Source organism: Arthrobacter sp. Y3223164 (assembly GCF_059091005.1).
Window position 1 is genome coordinate 1 of record NZ_JBNHGF010000033.1, and the last position, 14,398, is coordinate 14,398.

Annotated in this window: 13 protein-coding genes and 2 pseudogenes; 3 read left to right on the forward strand and 12 right to left on the reverse strand. The window is 67.2% G+C overall.

The window, feature by feature from the left end; translation table 11 throughout:
- Both AC5RUJ_RS03680 and AC5RUJ_RS03685 read right to left on the reverse strand, forming a co-directional pair.
- Window positions 1-548 (reverse strand): annotated as a pseudogene (locus AC5RUJ_RS03680) (bifunctional [glutamine synthetase] adenylyltransferase/[glutamine synthetase]-adenylyl-L-tyrosine phosphorylase); the annotation flags it as partial.
- Window positions 549-557: 9 nt separating this feature from the next.
- On the reverse strand, window positions 558-1,898 hold the full coding sequence (locus AC5RUJ_RS03685; RefSeq protein ID WP_493977944.1) for a glutamine synthetase family protein: 1,341 nt from the start codon (window positions 1,896-1,898) through the stop codon (window positions 558-560).
- Window positions 1,899-2,066: 168 nt separating this feature from the next.
- Between AC5RUJ_RS03685 and panB the strand changes: the two genes are divergently transcribed.
- On the forward strand, window positions 2,067-2,939 hold the full coding sequence (gene panB / locus AC5RUJ_RS03690) for a 3-methyl-2-oxobutanoate hydroxymethyltransferase (RefSeq protein WP_493999482.1): 873 nt from the start codon (window positions 2,067-2,069) through the stop codon (window positions 2,937-2,939).
- Between the two features lie 53 nt (window positions 2,940-2,992).
- Here panB and AC5RUJ_RS03695 read toward each other — a convergent pair whose 3' ends face one another.
- Window positions 2,993-3,232 carry an SPOR domain-containing protein gene (locus AC5RUJ_RS03695; RefSeq protein ID WP_493999481.1) on the reverse strand — a complete coding sequence of 80 codons (240 nt, stop codon included), beginning with the start codon at window positions 3,230-3,232 and terminating at the stop codon, window positions 2,993-2,995.
- 16 nt (window positions 3,233-3,248) lie between these two features.
- Between AC5RUJ_RS03695 and map the strand changes: the two genes are divergently transcribed.
- On the forward strand, window positions 3,249-4,127 hold the full coding sequence (gene map, locus AC5RUJ_RS03700; RefSeq protein ID WP_493999480.1) for a type I methionyl aminopeptidase: 879 nt from the start codon (window positions 3,249-3,251) through the stop codon (window positions 4,125-4,127).
- Between the two features lie 107 nt (window positions 4,128-4,234).
- Window positions 4,235-5,035: a polyphosphate--glucose phosphotransferase gene (gene ppgK, locus AC5RUJ_RS03705; RefSeq protein ID WP_493978006.1), complete on the forward strand. Its 801-nt coding sequence runs from the start codon at window positions 4,235-4,237 to the stop codon at window positions 5,033-5,035.
- Window positions 5,036-5,110: 75 nt separating this feature from the next.
- Here ppgK and nrdR read toward each other — a convergent pair whose 3' ends face one another.
- The 9 genes and pseudogenes from nrdR to AC5RUJ_RS03750 all read right to left on the reverse strand — a co-directional run.
- Window positions 5,111-5,611: a transcriptional regulator NrdR gene (nrdR, locus tag AC5RUJ_RS03710; RefSeq protein ID WP_493999479.1), complete on the reverse strand. Its 501-nt coding sequence runs from the start codon at window positions 5,609-5,611 to the stop codon at window positions 5,111-5,113.
- Between the two features lie 100 nt (window positions 5,612-5,711).
- Window positions 5,712-7,061 (reverse strand): histidinol dehydrogenase, encoded by a 1,350-nt coding sequence (gene hisD, locus AC5RUJ_RS03715; RefSeq protein WP_494013814.1) that lies wholly within the window; start codon window positions 7,059-7,061, stop codon window positions 5,712-5,714.
- Between the two features lie 34 nt (window positions 7,062-7,095).
- Entirely contained in the window at window positions 7,096-10,638 is a 3,543-nt protein-coding gene (dnaE, locus tag AC5RUJ_RS03720; RefSeq protein WP_494128821.1) for a DNA polymerase III subunit alpha, read from the reverse strand.
- Window positions 10,639-10,684: 46 nt separating this feature from the next.
- On the reverse strand, window positions 10,685-11,620 hold the full coding sequence (locus tag AC5RUJ_RS03725; protein ID WP_493999477.1) for an RluA family pseudouridine synthase: 936 nt from the start codon (window positions 11,618-11,620) through the stop codon (window positions 10,685-10,687).
- Window positions 11,613-12,224, reverse strand: a complete 612-nt coding sequence (gene lspA / locus AC5RUJ_RS03730; protein ID WP_494013812.1) for a signal peptidase II — start codon at window positions 12,222-12,224, stop codon at window positions 11,613-11,615. The genes AC5RUJ_RS03725 and lspA overlap by 8 nt, the downstream gene beginning before the upstream one ends.
- A 129-nt stretch (window positions 12,225-12,353) precedes the next feature.
- Window positions 12,354-13,019, reverse strand: coding sequence for a DivIVA domain-containing protein (locus AC5RUJ_RS03735; RefSeq protein ID WP_493999475.1), 666 nt, complete (start codon window positions 13,017-13,019; stop codon window positions 12,354-12,356).
- A gap of 149 nt (window positions 13,020-13,168) precedes the next feature.
- On the reverse strand, window positions 13,169-13,456 hold the full coding sequence (locus tag AC5RUJ_RS03740; protein WP_493999474.1) for a YggT family protein: 288 nt from the start codon (window positions 13,454-13,456) through the stop codon (window positions 13,169-13,171).
- 69 nt (window positions 13,457-13,525) lie between these two features.
- Entirely contained in the window at window positions 13,526-14,041 is a 516-nt protein-coding gene (locus tag AC5RUJ_RS03745; RefSeq protein ID WP_493999473.1) for a cell division protein SepF, read from the reverse strand.
- A 90-nt stretch (window positions 14,042-14,131) separates the two neighbouring features.
- Window positions 14,132-14,398: pseudogene (locus tag AC5RUJ_RS03750) on the reverse strand (YggS family pyridoxal phosphate enzyme); the annotation flags it as partial.

Here is a 14,398-nt window from a genome sequence, read left to right on the forward strand (position 1 = left end):
GCGGCCAGGTCCGCCAGTTCCCGGGCGGCGTCCGGCAGGAAGTCGACCGGCGAGGCCGCGGAGAGGTCCCGGATCGCCAGTTCGGACAGGTGCCGGCGGTACGTGCTCCGCAGCGCGACGTAGGCGTCCTTGCCCGAAAACGAGGCGACCGGTTGTCCCGACAAGGGGTCCGCCCCGACGGAACGCAGCAGCGAGCTGCGCAGGCGGGACGCCGGCACCCGGCCGGGTTCCGGTCCGATGTCCGTGTCGAGGACGTCCAGATGCTCCGGCCGGCGGAGCAGGAAGTCCGCCAGGGCCTCGGAAGCCCCGAGCAGCCGGAACAGGGCTTCGCTGCCGTCGCCGCCCATGTTGATGACGTCCGCCAGGGACGGGTTTTTCTCCAGCAGTCGCACCAGCGATACCAGCGCCTGGTCCGGGTCGGCGCTGACCGCGAACCCGGCCTCCAGCCGCTCCTGGCTGATGCCGGACAGTTCCCTGGCCTGCAGGAACCGGGTGCTGCGCTCCAGATCGTGGAATCCTCGGGCGATCAAGCGCCGGTTCGTCAGCACGTGGCCGCCCTAGAGGATTCCGATGTTGCGCTTCAGCTCGTGCGGGGTGACCTGCAGGCGGTAGTCGTGCCACTCGGCCCGCTTGTTGCGCAGGAAAATCTCGTACACCTGTTCGCCCAGGATCCCGGCCACCAGCTCCGACTCCTCCATGGTGCGGATGGCGTCATGCAGGCTGGACGGCAACGGGTCAAGGCCCATGGCCCGCCGCTCGGCGGTGCTCAGGCTCCACACGTCGTCCTCGGCGGCCGGCGGCAACTCGTAACCCTCCTCGATGCCCTTGAGCCCGGCGCCCAGGAGCACCGCGTAGGACAGGTAGGGATTGGCCGCCGAGTCGATGCCCCGGTATTCCACCCGGGCGGACTGGCCCTTGCTCGGCTTGTACAGCGGCACCCGCAGCAGCGCCGACCGGTTGTTGTGGCCCCAGGACACGTAACTGGGGGCCTCTCCCCCGCCCCACAGGCGCTTGTAGGAGTTGACGAACTGGTTGGTGACGGCGGTGAATTCGGGCGCATGGCGCAGGATCCCGGCCATGAACTGGCGCGCCGTCTTGGAGAGCTGGAATTCGGCGCCGGCTTCGAAGAAGGCGTTCGAGTCTCCCTCGAACAGCGAAAAGTGCGTATGCATGCCGGAACCCGGGTGATCGGAGAACGGCTTGGGCATGAAGGTGGCGTAGATGCCCTCCATCAACGCCACTTCCTTGACCACCGTGCGGAAGGTCATGATGTTGTCCGCGGTCTGCAGGGCATCGGCGTACCGGAGGTCGATTTCGTTTTGGCCGGGCCCGTCCTCGTGGTGGCTGAACTCCACCGAGATGCCCACGTTTTCCAGCATGGTCACCGCGGTGCGGCGGAAGTCCTGGGCAACGCCGCCGGGCACGTGGTCAAAATACCCGGCGTGGTCCACGGGCACCGGGACCCCGTCCGGACCCAGCTGGTCGGACTTGAGCAGGTAGAACTCGATTTCGGGGTGCGTGTAGCAGGTGAAGCCCATCTCCGCGGCCTTGCCCAGCGTCCGCTTGAGGACATTGCGCGGGTCGGCGGTGGACGGTTCGCCGTCGGGGGTGAGCACGTCGCAGAACATCCGCGACGTTTGCTCCGCTTCGCCCCGCCACGGCAGGATCTGGAACGTGGTGGGATCCGGCTGGACCAGCATGTCGGACTCGAAGACCCGGGCCAGTCCTTCAATAGAGGAGCCGTCGAAGCCGAGCCCCTCCTCGAAGGCGCCTTCGACCTCCGCAGGGGCCAGCGCCACGGATTTCAGCGACCCGACGATGTCGGTGAACCAGAGCCGGACAAAGCGCACGTCGCGTTCCTCGATGGTACGGAGGACGAATTCCTGCTGACGGTCCATGTGCTGCCTTTCGCTGTGTCCGGGCCACGGCATCCAAAAACTGCATGCCAAAGCCTGCGGTGGTCTGCTTCCCTTTAGCCTACTGGCAGCACAACCGAAGTTGGCGCCCCGGTAACGCGTCCGCACCAGAGTGGAGGAAGCGGACGCCTGAGGATTAGGCTCTACCACATGCCCACTTCACAGTCTTCCGGCGCCGAGCAGCCGGCTCCTTACGGCACGCCGGCGGCGGCATCGGCTTCCCGCCCGGCCCGCCGCACCCGCATCCACCACCTGCAGCAGGCCAAGGACGAGGGCCGGCGCTTCGCCATGTTGACGGCGTATGACCAGTACACCGCGGAGATTTTCGACGCCGCCGGCATCGAGGTGCTGCTGATCGGGGACTCGGCGTCCAACAACGTCCTGGGCAACGAGACCTCCCTGCCGATCACCGTGGACGAGATGCTGCCGCTCTGCCGGGCGGTCGCCCGCTCGGCCCGCAGCGCGTTCGTCGTTGCCGACCTGCCCTTCGGCAGCTACGAGGTGTCGCCGGCGCAGGCGGTGGAAACGGCCGTGCGCTTCCTGAAGGAGACCGGCGTCCACGCGGTGAAAATGGAGGGCGGCGCCTACTATGCGGACACCGTCCGGGCCATGGTGCAGGCCGGAGTTCCGGTACTGGCGCATATCGGCTTCACTCCGCAGAGCGAACATGCGCTGGGCGGCTACCGGGTGCAGGGCCGCGGCGACGACGCCGAACGGCTCATCGACGACGCCCTGGCCCTGGAAGCGGCCGGAGCCTTCGCCGTGCTCATGGAGATGGTTCCGGCCGAGGCGGCCGCCAAGGTGGACCAGGCCCTGCGTGTCCCCACGATCGGCATCGGGGCGGGGCCGTCGACCACCGGCCAGGTCCTGGTCTGGCAGGACATGGTCGGCCTGCGCGGCGGCAAGATGGCGAAGTTCGTCAAACAGTATGCGGACGTGCGCACCATCATTTCCGACGCCGCCGCCGCCTTCCGCTCGGACGTCCAGGACGGCGTGTTCCCCGGCCCGGAGCACTCCTTCTAGGCACCCCGTCCTTTCGGTCCGTAAACCCCGCGCCCGGAGCAGGCGCCGGCGGGTCAGTCGTCCTCCGCGTCCCACTCCTCGTTGCGCCGCTGCACCTTTTCCAGTGCGTGCTCGGCCTCTTCGCGGGTCTCGTAGGGGCCGATCAGCTGCGTCCAGTCGGACTGGGCGCCCACTTCCACCTGATGGGTGACCACGTTGTACCAGAAATCCGCCATGCCGGCCTCCTTACGTTGACGGCGCCCGGCAGCGTGCGAAGGCTGTTGCCCCTCCGCTGTCGGGCACCTCTGCAGCACCTATATGATCGATACTATGCCCCACAACGCAGCAACAGCACCCGTCGGAACCCTCGTTCAAGGCACCGTCAGCCCCCCGTTGCCCGTTCCCCCTTCGATCGTCCGGCCCGAGTACGCGTGGAAGCCGGCGCCGGCCAAATTCACCGGCTCGGAGGTCAAGACGCCGGAGACCATCGAGAAAATCCGCGTCGCCGGACGGATCGCCGCACAGGCCATCGTGGAGGTGGGCAAGCACATCGAGCCGGGCGTGACCACCGACGAGTTGGACCGCATCGGGCATGAATTCCTGCTGGACCACGGCGCGTATCCCTCCTGCCTGGGCTATCGCGGCTTCCCCAAATCGATCTGTTCCTCGGTGAATGAAGTGATCTGCCACGGCATTCCGGATACCACCGTGCTGCAGGACGGGGACATCGTCAACATCGATATCACCGCGTACCTGGACGGCGTCCACGGGGACACGAACTACACCTTCTTGGTCGGCGACGTCGATGAAGAGTCCCGCCTGCTGGTCGAGCGCACCCAGGAGTCGCTGCGCCGCGGCATCAAGGCCGTGGCCCCGGGACGGGAGATCAACGTGATCGGCCGGAGCATCGAGTCCTATGCCAGGCGTTTCGGCTACGGCGTGGTCCGCGATTTCACCGGCCACGGCGTCGGCGAGGCCTTCCACACCGGCCTGATCATCCCGCACTACGATGCCGCCCCGGCCTACAGCCGGGCGATCGAGCCGGGCATGGTTTTCACCATCGAGCCCATGCTGACCCTGGGCACGATCGAGTGGGAGATGTGGGATGACAACTGGACGGTCGTCACGAAGGACCGCAGGCGGACCGCCCAGTTCGAGCACACGCTGGTGGTCACCGAGACCGGGGCGGAAATCCTTACCCTCCCCTAGCTTTTCGAAGCCTGACACCGCCGGACACAGCGGGTAGGCTTCCGGTAGTCCGGCGAGGCACGCCGGGTCTCAACGCGCACGGAGGTGGCATGGCGACCGAGGACATCGTGGCCAAGAAGGCAGCCAAGCGGGCGGCCCGGTCGGCGATCGGCATCGATATCGGCGGAACCGGCATCAAGGGCGGCATCGTCGACCTCAAAAAGGGCATCCTGGTCGGCGACCGCATCCGCTATGACACGCCCCGTCCGTCCAGTCCGGAGGCCGTGGCCGACGTCGTCGCGCGCATCGTCAAAGAACTCAGCGCCCGCCCGGAGGGACCGGAATCCGACCGGCCGGTGGGCGTGACATTCCCCGCCATCATCCGCCACGGCATTGCACGGTCGGCGGCCAACGTGGACGAGCGCTGGATCGGGACCGACGTGGACGCGCTGCTCACGCACCGGATGTCCCGCCCCGTCCAGGTGATGAACGACGCCGACGCGGCCGGCCTGGCGGAGGTCCGCTACGGGGCGGGTGCGGGGGTGAAGGGAACCGTGCTGGTCATCACCCTGGGCACGGGCATCGGCTCCGCGTTCATCTTCGACGGCAAGCTGGTCCCGAACGCCGAGCTGGGCCACCTGGAGCTGGACGGGCACGACGCCGAGTCGAAGGCTTCCGCCGTGGCCCGCGAACGCGACGGCCTGGACTGGGCGGAGTACTCGCAGCGCCTGCAGCGGTACTTTTCGCACGTCGAGTTCCTGTTCTCGCCGGAGCTGTTCATCATCGGCGGCGGCATCTCGAAACGCAGCGAGGACTTCCTGCCCCGGCTTCAGCTGGCCACGCCGATCATCCCGGCCCAGCTGCGCAACAACGCCGGCATCGTGGGGGCGGCCCTTCAGGCGGCCCTGCACTTCGGCTTCGCCAAATAGGCCGGCAACCGGGAGGTTGGTGCCGGTGGCGGCCTCGGCTTCCCCTCCGCAGCCGCCACCGGAGTCTTGGTCGCGCTACTGCGCTGTCAACGGCCGTTGTCGGCCTTCGGGCCCCTGCTGGCCGTTCCTCTGCGCATCGTGGCGCAGCTGGTCGATCGCGGATTCAAAATCCTCCAGCGATTCGTAGCCCTGGTAGACGCTGGCGAACCGCAGGTAGGCGATCAGGTCCAGCTTCTTCAGCGGCCCCAGGATGGCCAGGCCCACCTCATGCGCGTCGATTTCCGCGGCACCGCTGGCGCGGACCGACTCTTCGACTTCCTGGGCCAGCATGGCCAGGTCGTCTTCCGTCACGGGACGGCCCTGGCAGGCCTTGCGCACGCCGTTGACGACCTTGGTCCGGCTGAACGGCTCGCTGACCCCGGAGCGCTTGATCACGCTGAGGCTGGTGGTCTCCACCGTGGTGAAGCGCCGCCCGCAGGCCGGACACTGGCGGCGCCGCCGGATCGCGGAACCGTCATCGGTCAGCCGGCTGTCCACCACCCGGGAATCGGAGTTACGGCAGAACGGACAGTACACGCCACACTCCTTCCCTCGGGACAGCCAACTTATTCATCCTAGAACCATATCTAGGTGAATTACAAGACTGTGATTACTACATGTTGGGGTTTGGGCCCGTTCAGGCGAACCGGATGGCGACGGCGTCGCCGTGGGCCGGGAGGTCCTCGGCGCGGGCCAGCGCGGCGATGTGCCCGCTGACTTCCCGCAGCGCCGCGTCCCCGTAATTGACCACCTGGACGGCGCGCAGGAAGGTCGTCACGTTCAGGCCGCTGGCGAAGGTGGCGGTGCCGCTGGTGGGCAGCACGTGGTTGGAGCCGGCGCAGTAGTCGCCCAGGCTCACCGGGCTGTAGTCGCCCACGAAGATCGCTCCGGCGTTGCGGATGCGGGCGGCTACCCCGGCCGCGTCGGCGGTCTGGATCTCCAGGTGTTCGGCGGCGTAGGCGTCGCAGACGGCGATGCCCTGTTCCAGCCCGTCCACCAGGATGGTCCCCGACTGCGGGCCGGACAGCGCCTCGCGGACGCGGGCGGCGTGTTTGGTTCGGGCGACCTGCTCGCCGAGTTCCCGGCGCACTGCCGCCGCCAGTTCCTCAGAAGCCGTGATCAGGACGGAGGCGGCGTGCGGGTCGTGCTCGGCCTGGCTGATGAGGTCGGCGGCCACGAACGCCGGATTGGCAGTCTCGTCGGCCAAGATGGCGATCTCGGTGGTGCCGGCCTCGGCGTCGATCCCCACCACGCTCTTGACCAGCCTCTTGGCCGTGGCCACATAGACGTTGCCGGGGCCGGTCACGACGTCCACCGGCTCCAGCGCCGGGCCGTGCCCGTTCGCGGGCGCGCCGTAGGCGAACGCCGCCACCGCCTGCGCGCCGCCGATGGCGTACACCTCGTCGATTCCCAGCAGCTTGGCGGCGGCCAGGATTGTCGGGTGCGGGAGCGAGCCGAAGTCCTTCTGCGGCGGCGACGCAAGGGCGATGGACGCCACGCCGGCGGCCTGGGCGGGCACCACGTTCATGACGACGGATGACGGGTACACCGCCAGCCCGCCCGGGACGTAGAGGCCCACCCGGTTCACCGGGATCCACTTGTGCGTCACCACCGCTCCGTCACCGATCTCGACGTCGGTGTCCCCCGGCTTTTGCGCCGCGGCGAACCGCCGGGCCCGCGCGATCGATTCCTCCAGACCGGCGCGGACCTGCGGATCGAGCTGTTCCAGGGCTTCCTCCAGCGCGGCCGCCGGCACCCGGGGATGCAGTTGCTCCACCCCGTCGAACCGGCGGGCAAGCTCCGCCAACGCGGCGAACCCGCCCGCCCGGACCTTGCCGATGATTTCCTCTACGGCGCCGGTGGCGGCGTCGAAGGTGGTCTCCGCCCGCGGCATGGCCGCCTTGAGTTCGGCGGTGCCCAGCCGGCGGCCGCGCAGGTCAAGGGTGGGGAAATCGGTGAAGGTGTTGGCCGAGGCTGCAGAAGTCACCCACCCATTCTACTGACCCGGCGCCGCCGCCCGGTCAGGCATCGAGGCAGGCCGGCCCGAGCAGGACCTTGAGGTCGCCGAACAGCGAGGGGTTCGGATTAACCCGCAGGTCCACCCCGAGCTTCATCACCTCGACCTTGCGCGAGCCGTTCAGCCGCACCTGCACCTCGGTGGTGCCCGGGTGGGTGCGCAGCACGTCGCCCAGCGCGGTGACCACCGACTCGGTGGCCTTGAAGCTGGCCATCGAGATCACGACGGGCCCGGAGTGCCCGTCGCTCAGGTCCGGAACGGTGAGTTCCTGGGCATTCAGGGTGACGGCACCGTCGTCGCGGCGCTGCAGCCGGCCGCGGACCACCACGATCAGGTCTTCCGCGAGCACGGTGGCGATCGGCGCGTAGGCCTGCCCGAAGAACATCACTTCCATGGAACCGCCCAGGTCCTCGACCTCGGCGCGGGCGTAGGCGTTGCCGCTGTTCTTGGCGATCCGGCGCTGCAGCGACGTGATCATGCCCGCGATGGTGATGATCTGCCCGTCCGGCGGGCCGTCCTCGCCGATCACGGACGTGATGGACAGGTCCGCGTGCTGGCTCAGGATCCCGTCCAGCCCCTGCAGCGGGTGGTCGGAGACATACAGGCCGAGCATGTCCCGCTCGAACGCGAGCTTGTCCTTCTTGTCCCACTCGGGCAGGTCCGGCACGTCGACCGACAGGCCCCCGGCGGTTTCGCCGCCGTCGTCGAACGCGCTGAAGAGGTCGAACTGGTTGGCCGCCTCGTTGCGCTTGAGCACGATGACCGAGTCCACCGCTTCTTCGTGGATCATGGCGAGGGCGCGGCGCGGATGGCCCAGCGAGTCGAAGGCGCCGGCCTTGACCAGCGACTCGATGGTGCGCTTGTTGCACACCACGGCCGGGACCTTCTGCAGGAAGTCGCTGAAGCTGGCGAAGTTGCCCTTCTCGTCGCGTGCGGCCACCATGGCGTGCACCACGTTGGCGCCGACGTTGCGGATGGCGCCCATGCCGAAACGGATGTCCGTGCCGACCGGGGTGAAGTTCAGCGCCGACTCATTCACATCCGGCGGCAGCACGGTGATGCCCATGTGCCGGCATTCGTTCAGGTACAGCGCCAGCTTGTCCTTGTCGTCGCCCACCGAGGTGAGCAGGGCGGCCATGTATTCGGCCGGATAGTGCGCCTTCAGGTAGGCCGTCCAGTAGGACACCAGGCCGTAGGCCGCCGAGTGCGCCTTGTTGAACGCGTAGTCGGAGAAGGGCAGCAGGATGTCCCACAGCGCCTTGACCGCGGCCTCGGAGTAGCCGCGGTCCACCATGCCCTGGTGGAAGCCCGCATACTGCTTGTCCAGTTCGGACTTCTTCTTCTTGCCCATGGCGCGGCGCAGGATGTCCGCCTGGCCCAGCGAGAAGCCGGCCACCTTCTGCGCGATCGCCATCACCTGCTCCTGGTACACGATCAGGCCGTAGGTGGTATCCAGGATTTCCCGCAGCGGCTCTTCCAGCTCCGGATGGATCGGGGTGATCTCCTGGACGCCGGTCTTGCGCAGGGCGTAGTTGGTGTGGGAGTTCGCGCCCATCGGGCCCGGCCGGTACAAGGCGATGACGGCGGAGATGTCTTCGAAGTTGTCCGGGCGCATCATCTTCAGCAGGGACCGCATGGGGCCGCCGTCGAGCTGGAACACGCCGAGGGTATCGCCGCGGGCCAGCAGTTCGTAGGACGGCCGGTCGTCCAGGTCGAGCGTTTCAAGGTCCAGGTCGATGTCCTGGTTCATCTTGATGTTCTCGATGGCGTCCGTGATGATCGTCAGGTTGCGCAGGCCGAGGAAGTCCATCTTGATCAGGCCGAGGCCTTCGCAGGTGGGGTAGTCGAACTGCGTAATGACCTGGCCGTCCTGCTCCCGGCGCATGATCGGGATGATGTCGATCAGCCGTTCCGAGGACATGATCACGCCGGCCGCGTGCACGCCCCATTGGCGCTTCAGCCCCTCCAGGCCCAGCGCGGTTTCGAAGACCTTCGCGGACTCCTGGTCGGACTTGAGCAGCTCGCGCATCTCCTCTGCCTCGCCGTAGCGCTTGGCGTTGGGATCGTGGACTTCCTTCAGCGTCAGGCCCTTGCCCATGACGTCCGGCGGCATTGCCTTGGACAGCCGCTCGCCGGTGGAGAACGGATAGCCCATGACGCGGGACGAGTCCTTCAGCGCCTGCTTGGCCTTGATGGTGCCGTAGGTGACGATCATGGCGACGCGGTCGTCGCCGTACTTCTCTGTGACGTACTTGATCACCTCGGGGCGGCGGCGGTCGTCGAAGTCGACGTCGAAGTCGGGCATCGAGACGCGGTCCGGGTTCAGGAAGCGCTCGAAGATCAGCCCGTGCTTTAGCGGGTTCAGGTCGGTGATGCGCATCGCGTACGCGACCATGGAGCCGGCGCCGGAACCACGGCCGGGTCCCACGCGGATGCCGTGGTCCTTCGACCAGTTGATGAAGTCGGCGACCACCAGGAAGTAGCCGGGGAAGCCCATCTGGAGGATGATGCCGATCTCATATTCGGCCTGCTTCCGCACGTCGTCGGGAATGCCGTGGGGGAACCGGTAGTGCAGGCCCTTCTCGACTTCCTTGACGAACCAGGACTCCTCGTTTTCCCCCTCCGGCACCGGGAAGCGCGGCATGTAGGAAGCCTTGGTATTGAACTCCACGTTGCAGCGCTCGGCGATCAGGAGCGTGTTGTCGCAGGCCTCCGGGACGTCGCGGAAGATGGCGCGCATTTCCGCCGGCGACTTCAGGTAGAACTCGTCCGCATCGAACTTGAAGCGCTTCGGGTCGGCCAGCGTCGATCCGGACTGCACGCACAGCAGCGCCGCGTGCGACTTGGCGTCTTCGGCATGGGTGTAGTGGAGGTCGTTGGTGGCGACGAACGGCAGCCCGAGTTCGCGGGCCAGTTTCCGCAGGTCGGCCTGGACGTTGCGTTCGATGTCCAGGCCGTGGTCCATCAACTCGCAGTAGAAGTTCTCTTTGCCGAAGATGTCCCGGAAATCGGAGGCGGCCTGCTTGGCCTCGTCGTAGAGTCCGAGCCGCAGCTTGGTCTGGACCTCGCCGGACGGGCAGCCGGTGGTGGCGATCAGCCCCTTGCCGTAGGTCTGCAGCAGGTCGCGGTCCATCCGGGGCTTGTAGAGGTAGCCTTCCAGGGAGGCCAGCGACGAGGCGCGGAACAGGTTGTGCATGCCTTCGGTGGTCTCGGCCCACATGGTCATGTGGGTGTAGGCGCCGGCGCCGGAGACGTCGTTGCGTCCGCCGTCGCCCCACCGCACGCGTGTCTTGTCCGCCCGGGCGGTGCCCGGGGTCAGATACGCCTCCACCCCGACGATCGGCTTGATGCCGGCGTTGCGGGCCTTGTTCCAGAAATCGAAGGCGCCGAAAACGAACCCGTGGTCGGTCGTCGCCACCGCGTTCATGCCCAGTTCATCGGCGTGGCTGAACAAGTCGGTCAGCCGCGCGGCACCGTCGAGCATCGAGTACTCGGTGTGGTTGTGAAGGTGGACGAAGGAATCGTTGCCGATCTTGGATGAAGTCACTGCTGCCACCGTTTCATTCTAGGTGCCGGAGTCGGCCGGTACCGGCTTACACGCGGTGTTCGGCCAGCGCCTGCAGCGCGTAGGCCAGGTCCCGCGGGTACTCGCTCTCGTATTCGACCCACTCCCCGCTGCCGGGGTGGTGGAAACCAAGTTTCTTGGCGTGCAGCCACTGCCGGGTCAGTCCCAGTGCGGCGGCGAGTTTGGGGTCCGCGCCATACGTCAGGTCGCCGGCACACGGATGCCGCAGCGCGGAAAAGTGCACGCGGATCTGGTGCGTGCGGCCGGTCTCCAAGTGCACCTCGACCAGCGAAGCCCTGCCGAAGGCCTCGAGTACCTCGTAGTGGGTGATCGAGTTGCGGCCGTCTTCGACCACGGCGAACCGCCAGTCGTAGCCGGGATGCCGGCCGATCGGCGCATCGATGGTGCCCTCCAGCGGGTCCGGCAGTCCCTGGACCAGCGCGTGGTAGACCTTGTCCACCGTGCGTTCCTTGAACGCGCGCTTCAGCAGGGTGTAGCCGTGTTCGGTCTTGGCGACCACCATGACGCCGGAGGTTCCCACGTCGAGGCGGTGGACGATGCCGGCCCGCTCGGCGGCGCCTGACGTCGAAATCCGGTAGCCCCGGGCGGCCAGGGCGCCGACGACGGTCGGGCCGACCCAGCCCGGCGACGGGTGGGCGGCAACGCCCACCGGCTTGTCGATGACGACGAAATCGTCCTCGTCTCCGAGAATCTTCAAATCCTCTACCTCTTCCACCACGACGGCGAGCGGATCCCGCTGTTCGGGTACGGCAATGCGCAGGCTTCCCTGCTGCGGGAGCTTCTCCGACTTGGCGATAACCCGGCCGTCCAATTCCACGCGTCCGTCGCCGAGGAGTGCTGCGGCCGCCGAGCGGGATACTCCCAGCAGCGCGGCCACCGCGGTATCGGCCCGCGCGCCGGCTGTCCGGGCGTCCAGCTCCACGACCCTGACGTCGTCAGTCACCGCTCTCCCCCGCCGCCTTGCCGTCGCCGGCCGGCTTGTCCGCGGCCTTGGGGGCCTCCCGGGTACCGTCCATTCCGATGCCCATGAAGGTCAACACGCACCACAGGATGACCGCTCCCACCACGGCGGAGTCGGCAATGTTGAAGATGGCGAAGTTGGGGAAGGCGATGAAGTCCACCACGTGGCCCACCCCGAAGCCGGGTTCGCGGAACAGTCGGTCGGTCAGGTTGCCCAGCGCGCCGCCGAGCAGGAAGCCGAGCGCCACGGACCACCACAGGGACCGGACCTTGCGCGCGTAGACCACGATCGCCGCGGAAACGGCCGTCATGACGATGGTGAACACCCACGTGTAGTCCTCGCCGATCGAGAACGCGGCCCCGGAATTGCGGATGAAGTGCCAGTGCAGCAGCGGCGGCAGCACCGGGGTGATCTGGCCCTCGGTCATGGTGGACACCACCCACCACTTGGTCAGCTGGTCGAAGGCATAGGCGAACGCCGCGCAGCCGGCCAGCAGCAGGATGAACCGGCCGGCGCCCTTCCGCTGTTCCGGTGCGGCCGCCGCCCCATCGTCGGGTCGATCGGCTGCCGGTGAAGTTTCTGACATGTCTCTCTCGTCTTCAGTGCCGGTCGGGCGCCGGGGCGGGGCGCCCAAAGCCAATGGCCGGCGGCAGGGTAATCCCGGCGCCGGCCATTGGGAGCCCCGTGGCACGGGGCTGGCGGTTATCTTCCGCGCTTACGCGTCCGCGCTGTCCTTGACCTCGGGGGCAGCGAAGGATCCGCGGGCTTCCAAATCCCGCAGCTGGCCTTCGATGTACGCCTTCAGGCGGGCCCGGTAGTCGCGTTCGAATCCACGCAGCTGCTCCAGTTTGCGCTCCAGCACGGCCTTCTGCTGCTCGAGGTTGCCCAGGGTCTTGCGGCTCTTCTCTTCGGCGTCGTTGACCAGGCTGCTGGCTTCCAGCTGTGCCTCGGCAATGATCTTGTCCCGCTGCTCCACACCGGCGGTGACGTACTCGTCGTGGAGCTTCTGGGCCATGGCCAGCACGCCTGCGGCGGACTCGGCGGCCGCGGTGTGCCCGGTCCCGGATGCCGGAACGGCCGCGGGGGCCGGCTTCGGCTCTTCCTTCGGCTTGGGCTCTTCCTTGGGCTCTTCCTTGACCGGTTCCCGGACCTGCTCGGTCTTCGGGGCGGCGGAGACCGGAGCCGGCACGGAGGCCTCCGGACCCTGGTTCGACGTGGCTTCGGCCAGCTTCTTGCGAAGTTCGTCGTTCTCCTGGTTCAGCCGGCGGAGTTCGACGACGATCTCATCTAGGAAATCGTCGACCTCGTCCTGGTCATAGCCTTCGCGAAACTTGGTCGGCTGGAACCGCTTGTTGACAACGTCTTCTGGCGTCAAAGCCATCTGGTCACCTCATACTGGTTCGTGGGTCATGAATGCTACGTGCTGGATTCATAACAACGGTAGCGAATATCCGCCGTGCAACGGGCATCCGCCAGCTATATCTGAATCAGAATATATCGTTTCGGAGACGAACACTAACGCGCCTCGGGTCAGGCCAGACCGGCCACGATCGCCATGGCGATCGTGACGGCAAGGAACAGGACCAGGAACGCAAGATCGAGCGCGAATCCTCCGATTCGCAGCGGCGGAATGAGCCGCCGGAGGGCCTTCATGGGAGGGTCGGTCACGGAGTAGACCGCCGACGCCGCGACGAGCGCGATGCCGCGCGGCCGCCAGCGCCGGGCGAAGGCCTGCACGATTTCAAAGACGATCCGCACGATCAGGGACAGCTGGAACAGCATCAAGATCAGGTAGAGCAGGACGAAAATGAGGGACACGCCGGTTCCACGATTCCTAGCGCTAGAAGGAGTAAGGCTGGCGGCACGCCTGCCGGACGTAGCTGCGGGCTAGCTCTGGTTAAAGAAGCTGGCCTGCTGGTCGCTGGACTTCCGGTCCTCGCCCAGCACTTCGACGCTCGACGGCGAGAGCAGGAAGACCTTGTTCGTGACCCGCTCGATGCTGCCGTGCAGTCCGAAGACCAAGCCGGCGGAAAAGTCGACCAAACGCTTGGCTTCCGCTTCGCCCATGTCCGTGACGTTCATGATCACCGGAATGCCGTCGCGGAAACTTTCGCCAATGATCTTGGCATCATTGTACGACCGCGGATGCACGGTGGTGATCTGGTGCAGCACGGTAGCGTCCTCGCGGGCCGACGGAGCGCGCTTGATCGGCGTCACCGGCGCCCGGTATTCCTCGGCAACCTGCTTCACCGGCGGGGCGGGCTCGGGGCGGCGCTCCTGACGGGGCTGGTCCACAGGCTGCTCCTCATCTCGAGCGGGCGTGTCTGCCTGCTCGGCTTCGTAGTGCTCGTCACCATCGGCGAGCCCAAGATAAATCATTGTCTTGCGCAGTGTGCCTGCCATGGTCGCTCCCATCCTGTCTTCAGCGCTGCTGTCGCGCCTTGCCAGGTCCCGGATCGGCCGGCCCGGCAAGGAGTCTGCCTAGCCAAAACGCTACCCCACGGCTGGTCGCGGGCCGAGGACATCGGAACCGACGCGGAGGTGTGTCGCGCCCGCGGCGACCGCCGCTTCGAGGTCCTGGCTCATGCCCGCCGACACCAGGCCGGCGCCGGGATGCTGTTCCCGAAGCCGCTGCGACAGTTCGACCAGCCGGCCGAATGCGCGGGCAGGGTCTGCGCCCAGCGGTGCGACGGCCATCAGCCCGGCGGGGTTCAGTCCCTCGGTGTCGCCGAGGGCATCGGCCAGCGCCGGGATGTCCTC